The 15,899-nt window shown below is 72.5% G+C and carries 5 protein-coding genes; 3 read left to right on the forward strand and 2 right to left on the reverse strand.

Annotated elements, in window-relative coordinates; genetic code table 11:
• The first annotated feature begins 18 nt into the window (after positions 1-18).
• The 3 genes from OO67_RS31865 to OO67_RS31875 all read left to right on the forward strand — a co-directional run bounded on the left by OO67_RS31865 (position 19) and on the right by OO67_RS31875 (position 14,610).
• A complete protein-coding gene (locus OO67_RS31865) occupies positions 19-6,012 on the forward strand; it encodes a type I polyketide synthase (protein WP_033305274.1) in 5,994 nt (1,997 codons plus the stop codon).
• A 45-nt stretch (positions 6,013-6,057) separates the two neighbouring features.
• A complete protein-coding gene (locus tag OO67_RS31870) occupies positions 6,058-13,668 on the forward strand; it encodes a beta-ketoacyl synthase N-terminal-like domain-containing protein (RefSeq protein WP_078598398.1) in 7,611 nt (2,536 codons plus the stop codon).
• Positions 13,669-14,061: 393 nt separating this feature from the next.
• On the forward strand, positions 14,062-14,610 hold the full coding sequence (locus OO67_RS31875; protein ID WP_051710097.1) for a transglycosylase SLT domain-containing protein: 549 nt from the start codon (positions 14,062-14,064) through the stop codon (positions 14,608-14,610).
• Between the two features lie 168 nt (positions 14,611-14,778).
• Here OO67_RS31875 and OO67_RS31880 read toward each other — a convergent pair whose 3' ends face one another.
• Positions 14,779-15,147 (reverse strand): STAS domain-containing protein, encoded by a 369-nt coding sequence (locus OO67_RS31880; RefSeq protein WP_033305275.1) that lies wholly within the window; start codon positions 15,145-15,147, stop codon positions 14,779-14,781.
• Positions 15,148-15,244: 97 nt separating this feature from the next.
• Positions 15,245-15,736, reverse strand: coding sequence for an ATP-binding protein (locus OO67_RS31885; protein WP_033305276.1), 492 nt, complete (start codon positions 15,734-15,736; stop codon positions 15,245-15,247).
• Positions 15,737-15,899 lie beyond the last annotated feature (163 nt).

The raw sequence follows: 15,899 nt of genomic DNA on the forward strand, positions 1-15,899 counted from the left end.
AGCAAGGAAGTGGAGAGCATGTCCCCCTCCCGCCCCCCACAGGTTCCGATCGCCGTGGTCGGCGTCGGTGCCCTCATGCCCGGCGAGCACGGTGCCGACGGGTTCTGGCGCACGGTCGTGAGCGGCCGTGATCTGATCACCGACGTCCCCGCCGCCCGCTGGCTCGTCGAGGACTACTACGACCCCGACCCTGCCGCGCCGGACAAGACCTACGCCCGCCGGGGGGCCTTCCTGTCCGATGTCGGGTTCGACCCGATGGCCTTCGGCATCCCGCCCAACACTCTCGGGGCGACGGACACCGTGCAGCTGCTCGCGCTCACCGTCGCCGAGCAGGTCCTCACCGACGCCGGCGGGATCCGGGGCACGCAACGCGACCGCGTCTCGGTGATCCTGGGGGCGGGTGCCACGGAATCGCTGACGCACATGAACGCGCGGATCCAGCGCCCGGTCTGGCTCAAGGCCCTCCGGGAGAACGGGATCCCCGAGGACGAGGCGCAGGCGGTCTGCGACAGCATCACCGACCACTACGCCCCCTGGCAGGAGTCGACGTTCCCAGGGCTGCTCGGCAACGTCATCGCGGGCCGGATCGCGAACAGGTTCGATCTGCACGGCACCAACCACATCACGGACGCGGCGTGCGCGAGTTCCTTCGCGGCGCTCTCCGCGGCGGTGGGCGAGCTCTCCCTCGGCCGGGCAGACCTCGTGATCAGCGGAGGCGTGGACGCCTCCAACGACGCCGGTACGTTCCTGTGCTTCTCCAAGACGCCGGCCCTGTCACCCAGCGGCGACTGCCGCCCGTTCTCGGAGGCGGCCGACGGCACCATGCTCGGCGAGGGCATCGCCATGTACGCGTTGAAGAGGCTGGCCGACGCGGAGCGCGCGGGTGACCGGATCCATGCCGTCGTCCGCGGGATCGGCACCTCGTCGGACGGCAGGAGCGGCGCGATCTACGCACCGTTGCCCGAGGGGCAGGCCCGAGCCCTGCGGCGTACCTACGAGGACGCGGGCTACGGCCCGGAGACCGTCGAGCTGGTGGAGGCACACGGGACCGGGACCGGCGCGGGCGACGCGGCGGAGTTCGCCGCGCTGCGCCAGGTGTACGAGGAGTCCGGCCGGGGGGACGGGCAGTGGTGTGCCCTCGGCTCGGTCAAGTCGCAGGTCGGTCACACGAAGTGCGCCGCCGGTGCCGTCGGCCTCCTCAAGAGCGTTCTCGCCCTGAACCACAAGGTCCTCCCGCCGATGATCAAGGTGGACCGGCCCGATCCCGCGATGGGGATCGACGACAGCCCGTTCTACCTGAACACCCGGCCGCGTCCCTGGGTACGGTCCCCGGGCAGTCCCCGCAGGGCCGCCGTGTCCAGCTTCGGCTTCGGCGGCAGCAACTTCCACGTCACCCTGGAGGAGTACGCCCCGCCCCCGGAGTCAGGCGCGTCCGCGGCCTGCCGCATCCGCACCGCCCCCACGGAGCTGGTGCTGCTCAGCGCGCCGTCGGCAGCCGCCCTCCTGGAACGCAGGATCGACGGCGACCGGCCGCTGTCCGACATCGCACGGGAGAGCCAGCGGAACTTCCGCGTGGGTGATCCCGCACGTCTCGCGATCGTCGCGGCGCACGACGACGACCTGTCAGGAAAGCTCGAGCAGGCTTACGCGCTGATCGGCCGGCAGCCGGACACGGGGTTCTCCACGCCCAAGGGCGTCCACTACGCCACCGGCGAGGCGTCCGTCGGCAGGATCGCATTCCTCTTCCCGGGGCAGGGTGCTCAGTACGTCGGCATGGGCGCGGACGTGACCATGCTGTCCCCCGCCGCTCAGGCGGTGTGGGACCGGCTGGGGACCAGGGAGTTCGGTCACCGTGAGCTGCACCGTGTGGTCTTCCCTCCGCCCGCCTTCAGCGACGAAGGACGGGCCGCCCAGCAGCGTCTGCTGACCGAGACCGAGTGGGCTCAGCCCGCGCTGGCGGTGCACAGCCTCGCGCTGACCGAGGTGCTGTGCGGTCTCGGCCTGCGGCCGGACTGCGTCGCAGGCCACAGCTTCGGGGAACTGGTGGCGCTGCATGTGGCGGGCGCACTGGACTCCGAGTCGCTCGTCGACCTCGCCCGCAGGCGCGGGGAGCTGATGCGCGAGGCGGCGGCGGTCCCGGGAGCCATGCTGGCCGCAGCGGCCGGGCGAGCCAGGATCGAGGAGGTCATCGCCGGCTGTGGCGCCGCGGACGTCTGGCTGGCCAACCACAACGCTCCCGCCCAGACCGTGGTCTCCGGCGCATCCGGGGCGGTCGACCTCATCGAGCGGAAACTCGCGGGCGAGGGGATCACCACGCGTCGGCTGGAAGCCGCGACGGCCTTCCACAGCCCGGTCGTCGCACGGGCGAGCCGGCCGCTTCTCGACCACCTGCGCGGGATTCCGGTCAGCGAGCCACGGATCGAGGTCTACGGGAACGCCGACGCCGGGGTGTATCCGTCCGCACCCGAGGAGATCAGGCAGAGGATCGCCGGCCATCTCGCCTCACCCGTGCTGTTCAGCGACGAGATCGAGGCCATGTACAGCGCGGGCGTACGGACGTTCGTCGAGGTCGGCGCCGGTGACACGCTCACCGGTCTCGTCACGCAGATTCTCGGGGACCGCGAACACCTCGCGGTCGGCCTGGACCGCAAGCGACGCAACGGAATCACGTCCCTGCAGGACGCCCTCGGCCGGCTGGCCGTGCGGGGCGTTCCGCTCGAACACGACGACCTGTGGGCGCCCTACGCGCCGCCCGCAGCAGCTACCGAGGAGCGCAAGCCCAGAATGACCGTGCAGATCAGCGGCAGGAACCATGGCCGGGCCTACCCGCCCGTCGGCGGGGCCGACGCGCTGCCCGCGCCGAACCCGCCCCGCCGGCGCGACGTACCCCCGCCCGTCGCACAGGTTCCGGCCCAGGCACCCGCCGTCGCCGCCGAGCCCGCACCCCTCGTGGTACCCACCGAGCCCCTCGCGCCCGCCGGAGCGGCGGGCATGGACCCCGGCTGGTTCGCCGTGATCGACAACGTGCAGCGTTACACGGCACAGGCGCATGAGGCCTGCCAGCGCATGCTGACCGACAGTCACCTGGCTTTCCTGCAGATGACGGAGACGACCTTCAGCGCGATGCTGGGGGCGCCGGCCGGCGGAGGCGCCGGTACTCCGGCAGTCATCGCGCCGCCAGGTACGCCGGTCGCGGCGGTCCTGCCCGCATCGCCGGGGGCCGCGGTGTTCTCCGCACCGCCGGGCACGCCGGTCGCGCCGACGGTCCTTCCCGCCCCGCCCGAGGCCGCGGTGTTCTCCGCACCGGCGGTTGCCACCGCCCCTGACGGGCTCCGGGAGCAGGTGGCGGCCCCTGTGGACCGGGAGCCCCGGCCGACCACGGCTCCCCCCGCGCGCCAGGACCTGTCCGCGGAGGGATTCGAGGAACTGCTGCTGTCCGTGGTCGCGGAGCGGACGGGGTACCCGGTCGCCATGCTGGACGTGGACATGGAGCTCGAGTCGGATCTGGGGGTGGATTCGATCAAGCGGGTGGAGATTCTCTCCGCCATGCGGGAGCGGGTCGGTGACCACGGGGACGGGGACGCGGGCGAGCTCCTGAAGCTCCGAACGCTGCGGCAGATCGTCGAGGCGTTCACAGCCACCACCACCGCTCCTGCCGCTCCTGCCGCCACCGAGCCTCCCCCGACCGCTCCTGCCACCGCCGGCCCCCTCGGCGCGCCGGGGACGGACAACGAGATCCCCGCCCCCCGGCACGAGGCCTTCGGGCCCGCGGAACTCAGCAGGCTCGCCGTCCGCGCGGTCGAGACCTCCGCACCCGGGCTGGCCATGGCCGGTCTGGGGGACGAGCCGATCGCTGTGACCGAGGACGGCCTCGGGGTCGCCGAGAGGGTGGCGGCCAAACTGACCGGACATGGGCTCCGGGCCACCGTCGTGTCCAGCATCGCTCCGGACTCGCGGGCGGTCGTGCACCTCGGCGGCCTCGCGCCCGCCGCTACTCCCGAGGCGGCGCTGGAGCTGCAGCGGAACGTCTTCGGAGCGGCGAGGGCGGTGGCGCCGCACTTCACCGCCTCGGGCGGGTTGTTCGTAGCGGTGCAGGACACCGGTGGCGACTTCGGACTCCGAGGCAGCCGGCCCGAGCGTGCCTGGCTCGGAGGGATCGCTGCCCTGGCCAGGACCGCGGCCAGGGAATGGCCCACGGCCACGGTCAAGGCGATCGACTGTGAGCGGGGAGAGCGTGACGCGGAAGCGGTCGCCGAAGCGATCGTCGCGGAAATGCTGAACGGCGGACCGGCGGCGGAGGCAGGCCTGCGCGCGGACGGTACCCGCACCACCCTGCTGGCGGTCCCGGCCCGGACGGAGCCCGGGCCGGCCCTGAACATCGGTCCGGACTCGGTCGTCGTGGCCACCGGCGGAGCCCGCGGAGTGACAGCGGCCGCCCTGGTGGACCTCGCGCGGGCCCACCGTCCCCGTATCGTGCTGCTCGGCCGCACCGAGCCCGCCGACGAACCGCAGGGGCTTGCGGCCGCCACCGACGAGACCGCACTCACCCGGGCCCTCGCCGAACGCGCCGGCGCGGCCACCCCGGCCGCCATCGGTGCCGAAGCGCGAAGGATCCTGGCGGCCCGCGAGGTCCGGTCCACCGTGGCGGCCATCGAGAGCGCCGGTTCCAGGGTCAGGTACGTGCCGGTGGACGTCCGGGACGGCGGGGCACTGCGAGGCGTGCTCGAGGAGGTGCGTCGCGACTGGGGACCGGTCACCGGGATCGTGCACGGTGCCGGGGTACTGGCGGACAAGCTGATCGCCGACAAGACGGACGAGCAGTTCGACGAGGTCCTGGCCACCAAGGTGGGCGGCCTGCGTACGCTGCTCGCGGCGACGGAGGACGATCCGCTCGACACGATCGTGCTGTTCTCCTCGGTCGCCGCCGTCTTCGGCAACGCCGGGCAGAGCGACTACGCCGTGGCGAACGAGGTGCTCAACCATGTCGCGTGCGCCGAACGCGCCCGGCGGCCCGACTGCGTCGTACGGTCCATCGCCTGGGGCCCGTGGCACGGAGGAATGGTCACTCCCGCGCTGGCCGAGCACTTCGGCCGGGCCGGTGTCCCGCTCATTCCCGTGGGACAGGGCGCCGCGGCCTTCACCACCGAGCTGAACGCTCGGGGCGCCGACACCAGGGTGGTCATCGCGGCGGGGGACGATCCGGGCTCCATGGCAGCCCTCGCCGAGCCGGCTCCGGCACAGACGCGCATCGACTCGCGCACGCACCCCTACCTCGCCGACCACGACATCGCCGGCGTCCCCGTCCTGCCGTTGGCGCTGGTCCTGGACCGGTTCGCCCGCGCCGCCGCGGTCTGGCGGCCGAACGCCGGCCACCTGGTGCTGCGGGACCTCCGCGTCTTCAGCAAGGTCACCCTGCCGCACCTGGACGGCGCCGGGCACCGGCTCACCCTGAGCGCCCGCCGGGCTGCGACCGGCGCCGCCTCGGCTCTGGAGGCCGAACTCACCGGGCAGGAAGGCACGCCGCACTTCCGGGTCCGGATGGAGTTCGAGGCGAGCCCGCCGTCATCGGGGAGCTGGGACACCCCCCAGGGCCTCACCGTGCCGCAGCACACCGAGATCTACGACGGCCGGTTGCTGTTCCACGGGCCGAGGTTCCATGCGGTACGCAGCGTCCACGGGATCGGTGCGGGAGGCGCGGAGGCGACGTTGACCGGCCTGACCGGACTCGGCTGGGGTGGTGACCACTGGCAGATCGACGCCGCCGCCACGGACGGCGCTCTGCAACTCGCTCTGCTGTGGGCGGACGACGCGCTCGGCGACGCCACCCTGCCCATGGGCGTCGCGGAGTGCAGGGTGCACCGGTACGGACCCGTCCAGGGCACTGTGAAGTGCGTGGTGCGGGCGGTGAAGGTGCACGACACAGGAGGGCGCTGCGACGTGGCGCTCATCGATCCGGACGGCTTCCCCAGGGTCGAGCTGCTCGGCGTGGAACTCGTACGACGCCCCTCCTGAGCCCTCAGCACTCGGCTTCGTCCGTGTTCGTGAAATGAGACCGGTATGGCATTCGACCCGATCGCCGTCGTCGGCAGGGGGTGCGTCTTCCCCGACGCGCTCGACCCCGACGCCTTCTGGGACAACATCGCCGCGCGCAGGTGCAGCCTGTCGCCGGTCCCGGACGGGCGATGGCGGCTGCCGCGCCGATGGGCCATGGGAACCGTCGACGACCACCTCGACCGGACGTGGAACGACGTCGGCGGCTACGTCCGGGATTTCGGTCGGGTGTGGGACCCGACCGGGTTCCACGTCGCCCCCGAGGAGATCCTCGGCCTGGACCAGCTGTTCCAATGGGTGCTGTACGGCGCGCGGCAGGCGCTGCGTGAGGCCGGCCAGGAAGGGCCGTCGCCCCGCGCGGGCCTGGTCCTGGGAAACCTGTCCTATCCCACGAGCACGGGCTCGGCCTTCGCCGAGCACGTATGGCTGTCCGAGGGCGCGCCCTCCCTGCTGCCCGCGGCGGTACCGACCAGGCCCGACGCGCGTAACCGCTTCTCCTCGGGACTACCCGCGCACTTCGCGGCCCGGGCGCTCGGGCTGGGGGCCGGCGCCTTCGCGCTGGATGCCGCCTGCGCCTCGTCCCTGTACGCGATCAAACTGGCCTGTGACCGCCTGCACGACGGGACGGCGGACGTCATGGTGGCCGGCGCGGTCAACCGGGCCGACAGCCTGTTCCTGCACGTCGGGTTCTGCGGCCTGTCCGCGGTGAGCCGCACCAGCCGCAGCCGCCCCTTCCACCGGGACGCCGACGGGCTGCTTCCCGGCGAGGGCGCCGGCTTCGTCGCGCTGATGCGCCTGGGCGACGCCCTGGCACAGGGTTCGCCGGTACTGGGAGTGATCCGGGGGATCGGACTGTCCAACGACGGACGCGGCCGAGGGCTGCTCAGTCCCGCGCGGGAAGGGCAGGAGCGGGCGATGCGGCTCGCGTACGGCATGGCGGGCGTCGCCCCGCGGACCGTCTCGCTCGTGGAGTGCCACGCCACGGGAACCCCCGTGGGGGACGTGGAAGAGGTCCGCAGCATGGCCCGGATCTTCGCGGGCAGCCCCGACGTGCCCATCGGCTCGGTGAAGTCCAACGTCGGACACCTGCTGGCCTCGGCGGGCGTGGGCGGACTGCTCAAGGTGCTCGGCGCGATGCGGGCCGGGATCCGCCCTGCCACGCTCTCCGCCGAAGAGCCGCTGGCCGAGCTGCGCGGCACCGGGCTGAGGGTGCTGAACGAAGCCGAGCAGTGGCCCGGCCTCCGCCGGGCGGCGGTCAGCGCCTTCGGATTCGGGGGCGCCGACGCCCATCTGATCGTCGACGCCTGGGACGGTACGGACTCCACCGCTGTGGCGGTGCCCCGCAGGCGGCGGCCACCGGGCGAACCGCTGGCGATCGTGGCGGTGGCCGCCCGTGCCGGCGACGGAAGGTGCACCCAGGACTTCCGCCGCGCGGTACTCGACGGCCGCCGCAGCGGCCCGGCGACGGAGATCGAGGTTGCTCTGCCGGGCCTGTGCTTCCCGCCCCGGGGGGTCGAACGGGCGCTGCCCCAGCAGATCCTCATGCTCGAGACCGCGAGGGAGGCAGCGCGTGACGTCGTCCTGCCGCGGGAGCGGACCATGGTTCTCGTCGGGACCGGCGTCGACACGATGAACTCCCGTGCCGGTGCTCGCTGGCGGGCCCCGTCCTGGCTGGAGGAGGCCGGCGGGTCCGCCGGTCCGGGAACCGCCGCCCGCCTCCGGGACACGTTCTCCGCACCCATGGATGCGGAGCGGGTCGTGGGCACCCTGCCCAACCTCGTGGCCAACCGGATCAACACCCAGCTCGACCTGGGCGGCCCCGGCTGCACCGTCTCGGCCGAGGAGGCCTCCGGTCCGGTCGCACTCGGCCTCGCCGCACGGGCGATCCGTGCGGGGGAGGCGGACGCCGCGCTCGTCGGCGCCGTCGACCTCTCCTGCGAACCGGTCCACCGGGCCGCCCTGCGGGAGCTCGGACGGGAGACCACCACCACCGGCGACGGAGCCGTCGCGGTCGTCCTCAAACGTCTCACCGACGCCCGCCGGGACGGGGACACCGTACTCGCGCTTCTGGACGACGAAGCCACCGGCGAGCCGGACGTGGTGATCGGCGACAGTGCCGACGCCGACTTCGACCCGGCCGGACTGTTCGGCAGGGCTCATGCCGCGCAGGGGCTGCTGGCGGTCGCGGCAGCGGTGACCGCCCTCCGTCACCGCGCGCGCCCCAGGACAGGAGGCCCGGCCGATGCCGTTCCGGGTCTGCGTACCGCACACGTGGTGGTGACGCCCATGGAGGCACCCCCGCTGCGGGTGCAGCTGCGGGCCGCCGACCCCGGGCCCTGGGCACCCGGACCGGCGCCACGGCTGCACGTCTACTCCGGACGCGACCGGCAAGAGGTCCTGGCCGCACTGGAGTCGGGCACCGAGTCCGGGGAGGGGCCCGCCAGGCTGGCCTTCGTGTCGGACGGCGACCCCCGGACGCACCCCGACGCCGTGCGACGCCGACTCGCCGAAGGAGGGGTCGCGCCGCCCGGCACGGTGTACCGGGCCGCACCGGTGGGCGGTGAGGTCGCCTTCGTGTTCACCAACGGGTCCGCCGCGTACCCGGGCATGGGCCGCGAGGTGCAGCTGGCCCTGCCCTCGCTCGGCGACGCCGTGGCGGCCGCGTACGGAGAGGCTGCCGAACCGCCTGGGCCCGGCGCCGCGCAGACGGTACTCGACCAGATCTGGGGGGCCGCCCGGCTGGCCGCGGTCCATGTCGAACTGACCCGGGGCATCCTCGGGATGCGACCGGACGCCGCCATCGGCTACTCCTCCGGCGAATCGGCCGCACTGGTCGCCCTCGGAGCCTGGCCGGATGCGGCGGCCCTGCACCAGGACACCCTGGCGAGTGGTCTGTTCACCGGCGAACTCACCGGCGAGCTGCGGGGGGTACGCCGCGCCTGGGAGCGGCTCGGCGTCGACGGTGAACGGTGGTCGAGCTACCTGGTCACCGCACCCCTCGGCCGGGTCCGCGAGGAACTGGAGGACGAACGAGCCGTCCATCTGATGGCTGTCAACGCCCCCGACGTGTGTGTGGTCGGCGGCGAGTCACAGGCGTGCGCGGCCGTCGTGGCGCGGCTCGGAGCTGCTCACGCGATCCCGGTCGACTACGACCTCGCCGCCCACGCACCCGAGCTGGCCGAGGTCCGCGGCCGGTGGTGGAAGCTGCACCACCGCCCGACCACCGCGGTGCCGGGGGTGCGGTTCTACAGCGGGGCGACCACGCACTGGTACACCCCGACGGCCGAGCGGGCAGCCGACGCCGTCACGGCGCAGGGCATGGGGACGATCGATTTCGCCGGCACGGTCGAACGGGCGTGGGCCGACGGAGTCCGGGTCTTCGTCGAGCACGGGCCGCGGGGCCTGTGCTCGGGATGGATCAAGCGGATCCTGGGTGACCGCGAGCATGTCGCCGTCGCGCTCGACGCGCAGGACAGGGGAATGCGCCAGCTGTACCAGGCCGTGGCGGAACTCGTGGCCGCCGGCGTATCCGTCCGAGCCGAGGCCCTCTTCGCACACCTGCGGGCCGCCGAGGTGCTCCGGGCCGACGACGTCCCCTCCTTCACCGTGCCCGCCCACCGGGAGATCACCTTGCCGTCAGTCGAACCGTCCGCAACGGTCATGCCCAGGGCACCCCGGCTGGCCCCGGTCCCGGCCCGCCGGCCCGCCGAGCCCGTCGTCGCCGACGGTCCTGCCCCCGCGGCCACCGCCCCGCAGGCCACGGACATGCGCATGCTCGTCGTGCGGCAGACCAACAGGGTGATCGCGCTGCACCAGGACGTCCTCGCCCGGCAGCTCCACCTGCACCAGAGGTTCCTGCGGACCAGGACCCGACTCGCCGGCGGACTCGTGCGGATGGCATCGGGAACCGTGCCACCGTCGTCGTCCCCGGCCGGGCCTGTCGTGCATCCGGCGGTCGCACCCGGCCCCCTCCTCGACGGCGCCGGGGACGCCGGCGCCTCACCGGTGACCGTGTTCGACCGCGCGCAGTTGGAGCACCTGGCCTCCCAGCCGGTCTCCACCCTGTTCGGACCCGCGTTCGCCGCACAGGACGCGTACGAGCTGCAGACCAGGATGCCCGGGCCGCCGATGCTGCTCGCCGACCGTGTCACCGGCATCGACGCCGTCCCCGCTGCCCTGGCCGTACTCGGCGCGGACCACGCCACCGGCTCGATCCGCACCGAGACCGACGTCCGCCTCGACAGCTGGTATCTCGATCCCACCGGGCGGATGCCGGCGGGACTGATGATCGAGGCGGGCCAGGCCGACCTGCTGCTGATCAGCTGGCTCGGGATCGATCTGCTCAACCGGGGGGAGCGGGCCTACCGGCTGCTCGGCTGCGAGATGACCTATCACGGCAGCCCGCCCCAGGCGGGGGAGACGCTGCGGTACGAGATCCACATCGACCGGCATGCCGAGCACGACGGTATCCGCCTCTTCTTCTTCCACTACGACTGCTACGTCGGCGACGAACTCCGGTTGAGCGTCCGGGACGGCCAGGCGGGCTTCTTCACCCGTGCCGAGCTGGACGACACGGACGGCGTGCGCTGGAACCCCGCCTCCTGCTCACCGGCCCTGGACGTCCCGCATGACGCCCCGGCTGTGCCCTGCGCACGGTCGTCGTTCGGCGCGGAACAGGTCCGGGCCTTCGCGGCCGGCCGCCCGGCGGACTGCTTCGGGCCCGGCTGGGACGTCACCAGGTCGCACGTGCGATCTCCCCGGCCGGACGACGGCCGGCTGCTTCTCCTGCGCGAGGTCACCGAGTTCGACCCGGCCGGAGGGCCGTGGGGCCGCGGCTACCTCCGTGCGGAGACCCCCGTCTCGGCGGACGACTGGTTCTTCGAGGGGCACTTCAGGAACGACCCGTGCATGCCGGGAACCCTGATGCTCCAGGCCGGTCTGCAGGCGATGGCCTTCTACCTGGCTGCCCTCGGCCTCACCGTCGCCAGGGACGGGTGGCGCTTCGAGCCGGCCCCCGGGCAGCCCTGCACCGCCCGCTGCCGTGGGCAGGCCACCCCCGACAGCCGGTGGATCGTGTACGAGGTGTTCGTGCACGGCGTCTCGGCGGGCCCCGAGCCGACGTTGTACGCCGACGTCCTGGGCACCGTCGACGGGGTCAAGGCCTTCCACGGCCGGAACGTCGTGCTCCGGCTGGTGCCGGACTGGCCCCTGGAGCACTGGCGGCAGCTGGGCGGACACACGGAGCAGACCAGCGGGGCCCCGGTGCCGCTCGCCCGTCTCGGCGGGCTCGTCGGCCATCGGGAGGCCAAGGCGCCGGCGGAGTCCGACGGCCTGGTGTTCGACTACGCCTCGCTGCTGGCATGCGCGTGGGGGAGGCCGAGTGCGGCGTTCGGTGCCGCCGCGCGGATCTTCGACGGCACGCGCAGGACCGCGCGGCTGCCCGGGCCGCCCTATCACTTCATGACCCGCATCGTCTCCGTGGACGGTCCACAGCGCGGCATGCGGCAGGGCAGCCGGGTGGTCGCCGAGTACGACGTACCCGACCGGGTGTGGTACTTCGAGCAGAGCGGTGACCAGGTCATGCCGTTCGCGGTGCTCATGGAGATCGCCCTGCAACCGTGCGGGTGGCTGGCCGCCTACGCCGGATGCCAGTCGGCCGTCGATGTCGATCTGCTCTTCCGCAATTTGGACGGGAGGGGAACGGTCACCGGGGAGATCACCCCGGCCACCCGGACCGTGCGCACCGAGGCGGAGCTGACCTCGATCTCCCGGACCGGCGAGATGATCATCGTGTCGTTCACGGTCCGGTGCCGCGCCGACGACGCGGAGGTCTTCGCCGTGTCCACGGTGTTCGGATTCTTTCCGCCATCGGCATTCGACCACCAGGTCGGGCTGCCGGTCCCGGAGAGCGACCGGGACGCGCTGGAGGCACCGTGCGAGCGTGCCGTCGACCTCACCGGGGGTCCGGCCCGTTACTTCGCCGGCTCGGCCGGCCTGCCCGGTCCCATGCTGCTGATGATCGACAGGATCACCGGTTACTGGCCGGAGGGGGGAGGCGCGGGGCTGGGGCGGCTCCGGTCGGAGAAGGACGTCGACGCGGGGGAGTGGTTCTTCAGGGCCCACTTCTTCCAGGATCCGGTCCAGCCGGGCTCACTCGGCGTCGAGGCCATGTGCCAGCTGCTCCAGTTCTACCTGATCGACCGAGGCCTCACCGCGAGGGTTCCCCGCCCCAGGTTCGAGCCCGTCATGCTCGACCACGAGGTCGTGTGGAAGTACCGCGGCCAGATCACCCCCGACAACCGCCTCATCAGGATCGACATGGAGATCCTGGAGGTCGCGGAGGACGCGCGTGGGCCCTATGCGGTTGCCGACGCCCGCCTCTGGGGCGACGACATCTGTCTCTACCACGTCCGTGGACTCGGTGTCCGGGTCGTGTCCGACGGCCCGCCCGGCGTGACGGAGAAGACGCTCGATCCCGCCGCCGACACCTGGACGGGCGACCACTGTCCGACGTTCACGGTCCCCGCCCTGCCGATGATGTCGGTCGTCGACCAACTCGCCCAGGCCGCCGCGGACCACACCGGCGGCCCCGTCGTCGCCGTACGTGATGTGCGGCTCCGGCGCTGGATTCCGGTCGCCGAGCCGGTCCGGCTGCGGACGGAGGTAGTGCCCACGGAGGCGGGGCTGGAAGTGAGGCTGCTGATCTGGCGTGAGGCGGCGACATCCGCGTTGTCCCGGTTCGAGGAAGCAGCCAGTGGCACCGTGCTGGTCGGTGACCGGCCGGACCGGCGCCCCGAGCGCTTCGCCCCGCTGCCGGACGCGGTGGTGCAGCCGGATCCGTACGCTTCGGCCGAGCTGTTCCACGGCCCGGCGTTCCAGTACCTGACCTCGCTCGCCATCGGGGCGGCCGGATCCTCCGGCGTGGCCGACACCGCCCGTGGCACGGTGCCGAAGGGCTGCCTGAACCAGGGCCTCATGGACGCCCTCGTACAGGTGGTCCCGTCCGCAAGCCTGTGGCGGTGGTCCCGGGAGATCGGCGAGGGTGTGGTCGGCTACCCCCTCCGGGTGGAGCGGCTGGAGCTGTTCGAGGCGCCGCCGGAGGCCGGTGAGGTCGAGATCGAGGCTCGTTTCGGCGGGTTCGTCACCGAAGGGGCGAGCCCCCGGCCCATGTCGGCGATCGACATCCAGATGTGCGTGGAGGGACGCGTAGCCGCCGAGCTGAGGATGATCAACGTCCTGCTGCCCGTCGGCCCGTTCGCACGGGTCCCGCTGGTCGAGCTCCGGGATTTCCTCATGCGTCGTGGTGCCTTGCCGGGGGTGGGGCTGTGGGGGGACGTCGAGGGGACGACGGAGATCCTCGCAGGGGAGGTCGACGAGGTGGACTGGCTCAGGGGCACCCTCGCGCACGCCCTGGGCCTGCCGCCCGGCTCCAGGGGCCGGGACCATCTGGAGGTCATCGCAGTCAAGGGGCATGTCGGCCGGCTGGCGGGCGTGCACCCGTGCGGCGTCGAGGTGAGCGAGGACCTGCGGTCCGCCCGTACCGCCTGCGGGCAGTTCCACGCCGTCCAGGTCGCCCGGAGCGGAGACAGGGTGACCGTCCGATCCGTCGGTGCCTGACGGCCGGAGCGCCGGACCGGTCTCGGATCCGGCCCTGAGCGACGCGCCCGAGCGCTGTTGTCGCGGTGGGCGCACGTCTCCCGGCAGCGTGGAACCGGCCTGCGGTTGTGAGTCGGCCCATAGGTCCCAGGTCACATACGAAGCGCGGTAGTAGGCGCCGGTGCACGGGCTCAGGGTGGTGGAGCGCACCGGTCGCTCCCTCGGCCCCGTTCTACGTAGGCATCTAGTAATTCCGGTCGTTGCCCTCGTGACGGTGTGCCGCTAACCATGGATCGAGCCCGGGAGCTGACATCCGGCCCGGTCGAGCGCCGTGTCCGCACGAAGGAGCACGTCGCACTTCCGACCCGCCGACAGCCCCCGGCGTCCCTGACGTCACCGCAAGGAGAGTGTTCTATCCGTACGTCCGCTCAGTCCCCCGCCGCCCGTGCCACCCGTATTCGCAGGTTCTCCGTGTCCGGACTGTGCGCGGTAGGAGCCGCGGCAGCGGCCCTGACCCTCGCCCCGTCCGCGCAGGCCTCCGAGCCGGCCTCGCACGGTGCGGTGACGGCCGGGGTCTCGGCAGCCGGAGTCTCCGCGCAGGCGGACGCCATCGCCAAGAAGGCCGACAGGGCGGCGACCGACCCGGACAACCTGGACGGCTGGATCCGGGAATCCCTCAAGATCATGGAGACCAAGGGGATCCCCGGCACCTACGAGGGCCTTCACCGCAACATCATGCGCGAGTCCGGTGGTGACCCCGACGCAGCCAACGGCTGGGACGTCAACGCCCAGAACGGCACGCCCTCCAAGGGGCTTCTGCAGGTGATCCAGCCGACGTTCGACGCCTATCACGTCTCCGGCACCCCGCAGGACCTGACCGACCCGGTCGCCAACATCACGGCGGCCGCCAATTACGCCGCCGACAAGTACGGCTCCATCGACAACGTCGACTCCGCCTACTGAGCAGCGGCGACACAGACGGCACGGTTGCCCGCCCGGAAGGGGCGGGAAACCGTGCCGTTCGCACGTGGATGCCCGCCGCGTCGCCGCCAAGTCCGCGGCGAGCGTGAGTGTGTGGCCATGCGCTCCGGGAGGAGCGGGAAAGGGTCCGACGCGGCCCGTCCGCCCGGCTCAAGCCGTGCGCGCCTCGTCCACGGTCGGTCTCACGGTCAGGATCCGGTCGGCGCCGGTGACCTGTATCAGGTGCAGCAGGGTCGGGCTCGGGGCCGCGATCCTGAAGACGGTGGTCTGGTGCATGCGCAGAAGGGCGGTCAGGGCGGTGGAGTCCGCGAAAGTGACCGCGCCGGCGTCCAGGATCACCGAAGGATGGGAAGCGGCGCCCCCTTCCAGCGCCTCCTGCAGCGTGGGTACCGTGTCCATGTCGAGCTCACCGGCTGCCACGACGACCCAGGCACCCTCGACCTCGTACTGGTCCACGGTGACGGGGCGGGCCGCGGCCTTCGACTGCGTGAATGACGTGTGATCATCGGGTGTTGACATCTTCGCAGTATGGGCCTGTTCGAGGGTCCGCCGTCACGGAGTGTCCTGGCGACCACCGGATGACTGCGCGGCACTCCGACACGAGGGCCTCGGCCGTTCACCAGGGCGTGGGACCGGCCGGACCGTCACCAGGGCCATCGAGCAGCGAGATCCCCACACGGATGCGCTTACCCACCGGCTCACGGCGCACCTCGAAGCTCTGGCAGACCGCGAGCACGATCTCCAGGCCGTGCTGCCCCGCGCGGGTGGGGTCGGCGTGCAGGGCGGTGGGGAGCACGGAGCCCGAGTCCCACATGGTGATGACCAGCATGCCGCCGTCCACCTCGAGGTCCAGCAGGCACGGTCCGGGTGCGTACTTGCAGACGTTCGTGGCAAGTTCGCTCACCACCAGCTGTGCGACGTCGAGCGCCCGCGTCGACACGTCCAAGCCGTGCGAGGACTGCGCGTCGGACAGGAAATCCCGGGCGAAGCCGCGGGCACGGGCGATCTCCCCCGAGCCCATGTCGTACGCGGCACTGCCCGCCAGGACGCCCGTTCCGGCCGACCGCCGATCCTGGTCCGTTCCGCAACTCGCCGTCAGCCGTTCCATGACACATCCCCCGTCCGGTCAACTGCACCACGCAGCTGACACACCGCCCGTCTACCCGCCCTCACACGTTTCAGACTCACGGAAATCAAGAGAATCGGCGCGGTGCGGCGACCCCGCACCGACCGGCCACCCGCGAGGCAGGCCGGACGGGAGACACCCGCGC

The organism is Streptomyces atroolivaceus, assembly GCF_000717025.1.
In the GTDB taxonomy this organism is placed as follows: domain Bacteria; phylum Actinomycetota; class Actinomycetes; order Streptomycetales; family Streptomycetaceae; genus Streptomyces; species Streptomyces atroolivaceus.

Coding starts and splice junctions, on each gene's coding strand:
- OO67_RS31865 (WP_033305274.1), top strand. CDS start 19: ATGTCCCCCTCCCGCCCCCCACAGGTTCCGATCGCCGTGGTCGGCGTC.
- OO67_RS31870 (WP_078598398.1), top strand. CDS start 6,058: ATGGCATTCGACCCGATCGCCGTCGTCGGCAGGGGGTGCGTCTTCCCC.
- OO67_RS31880 (WP_033305275.1), bottom strand. CDS start 15,147: ATGTCAACACCCGATGATCACACGTCATTCACGCAGTCGAAGGCCGCG.
- OO67_RS31885 (WP_033305276.1), bottom strand. CDS start 15,736: ATGGAACGGCTGACGGCGAGTTGCGGAACGGACCAGGATCGGCGGTCG.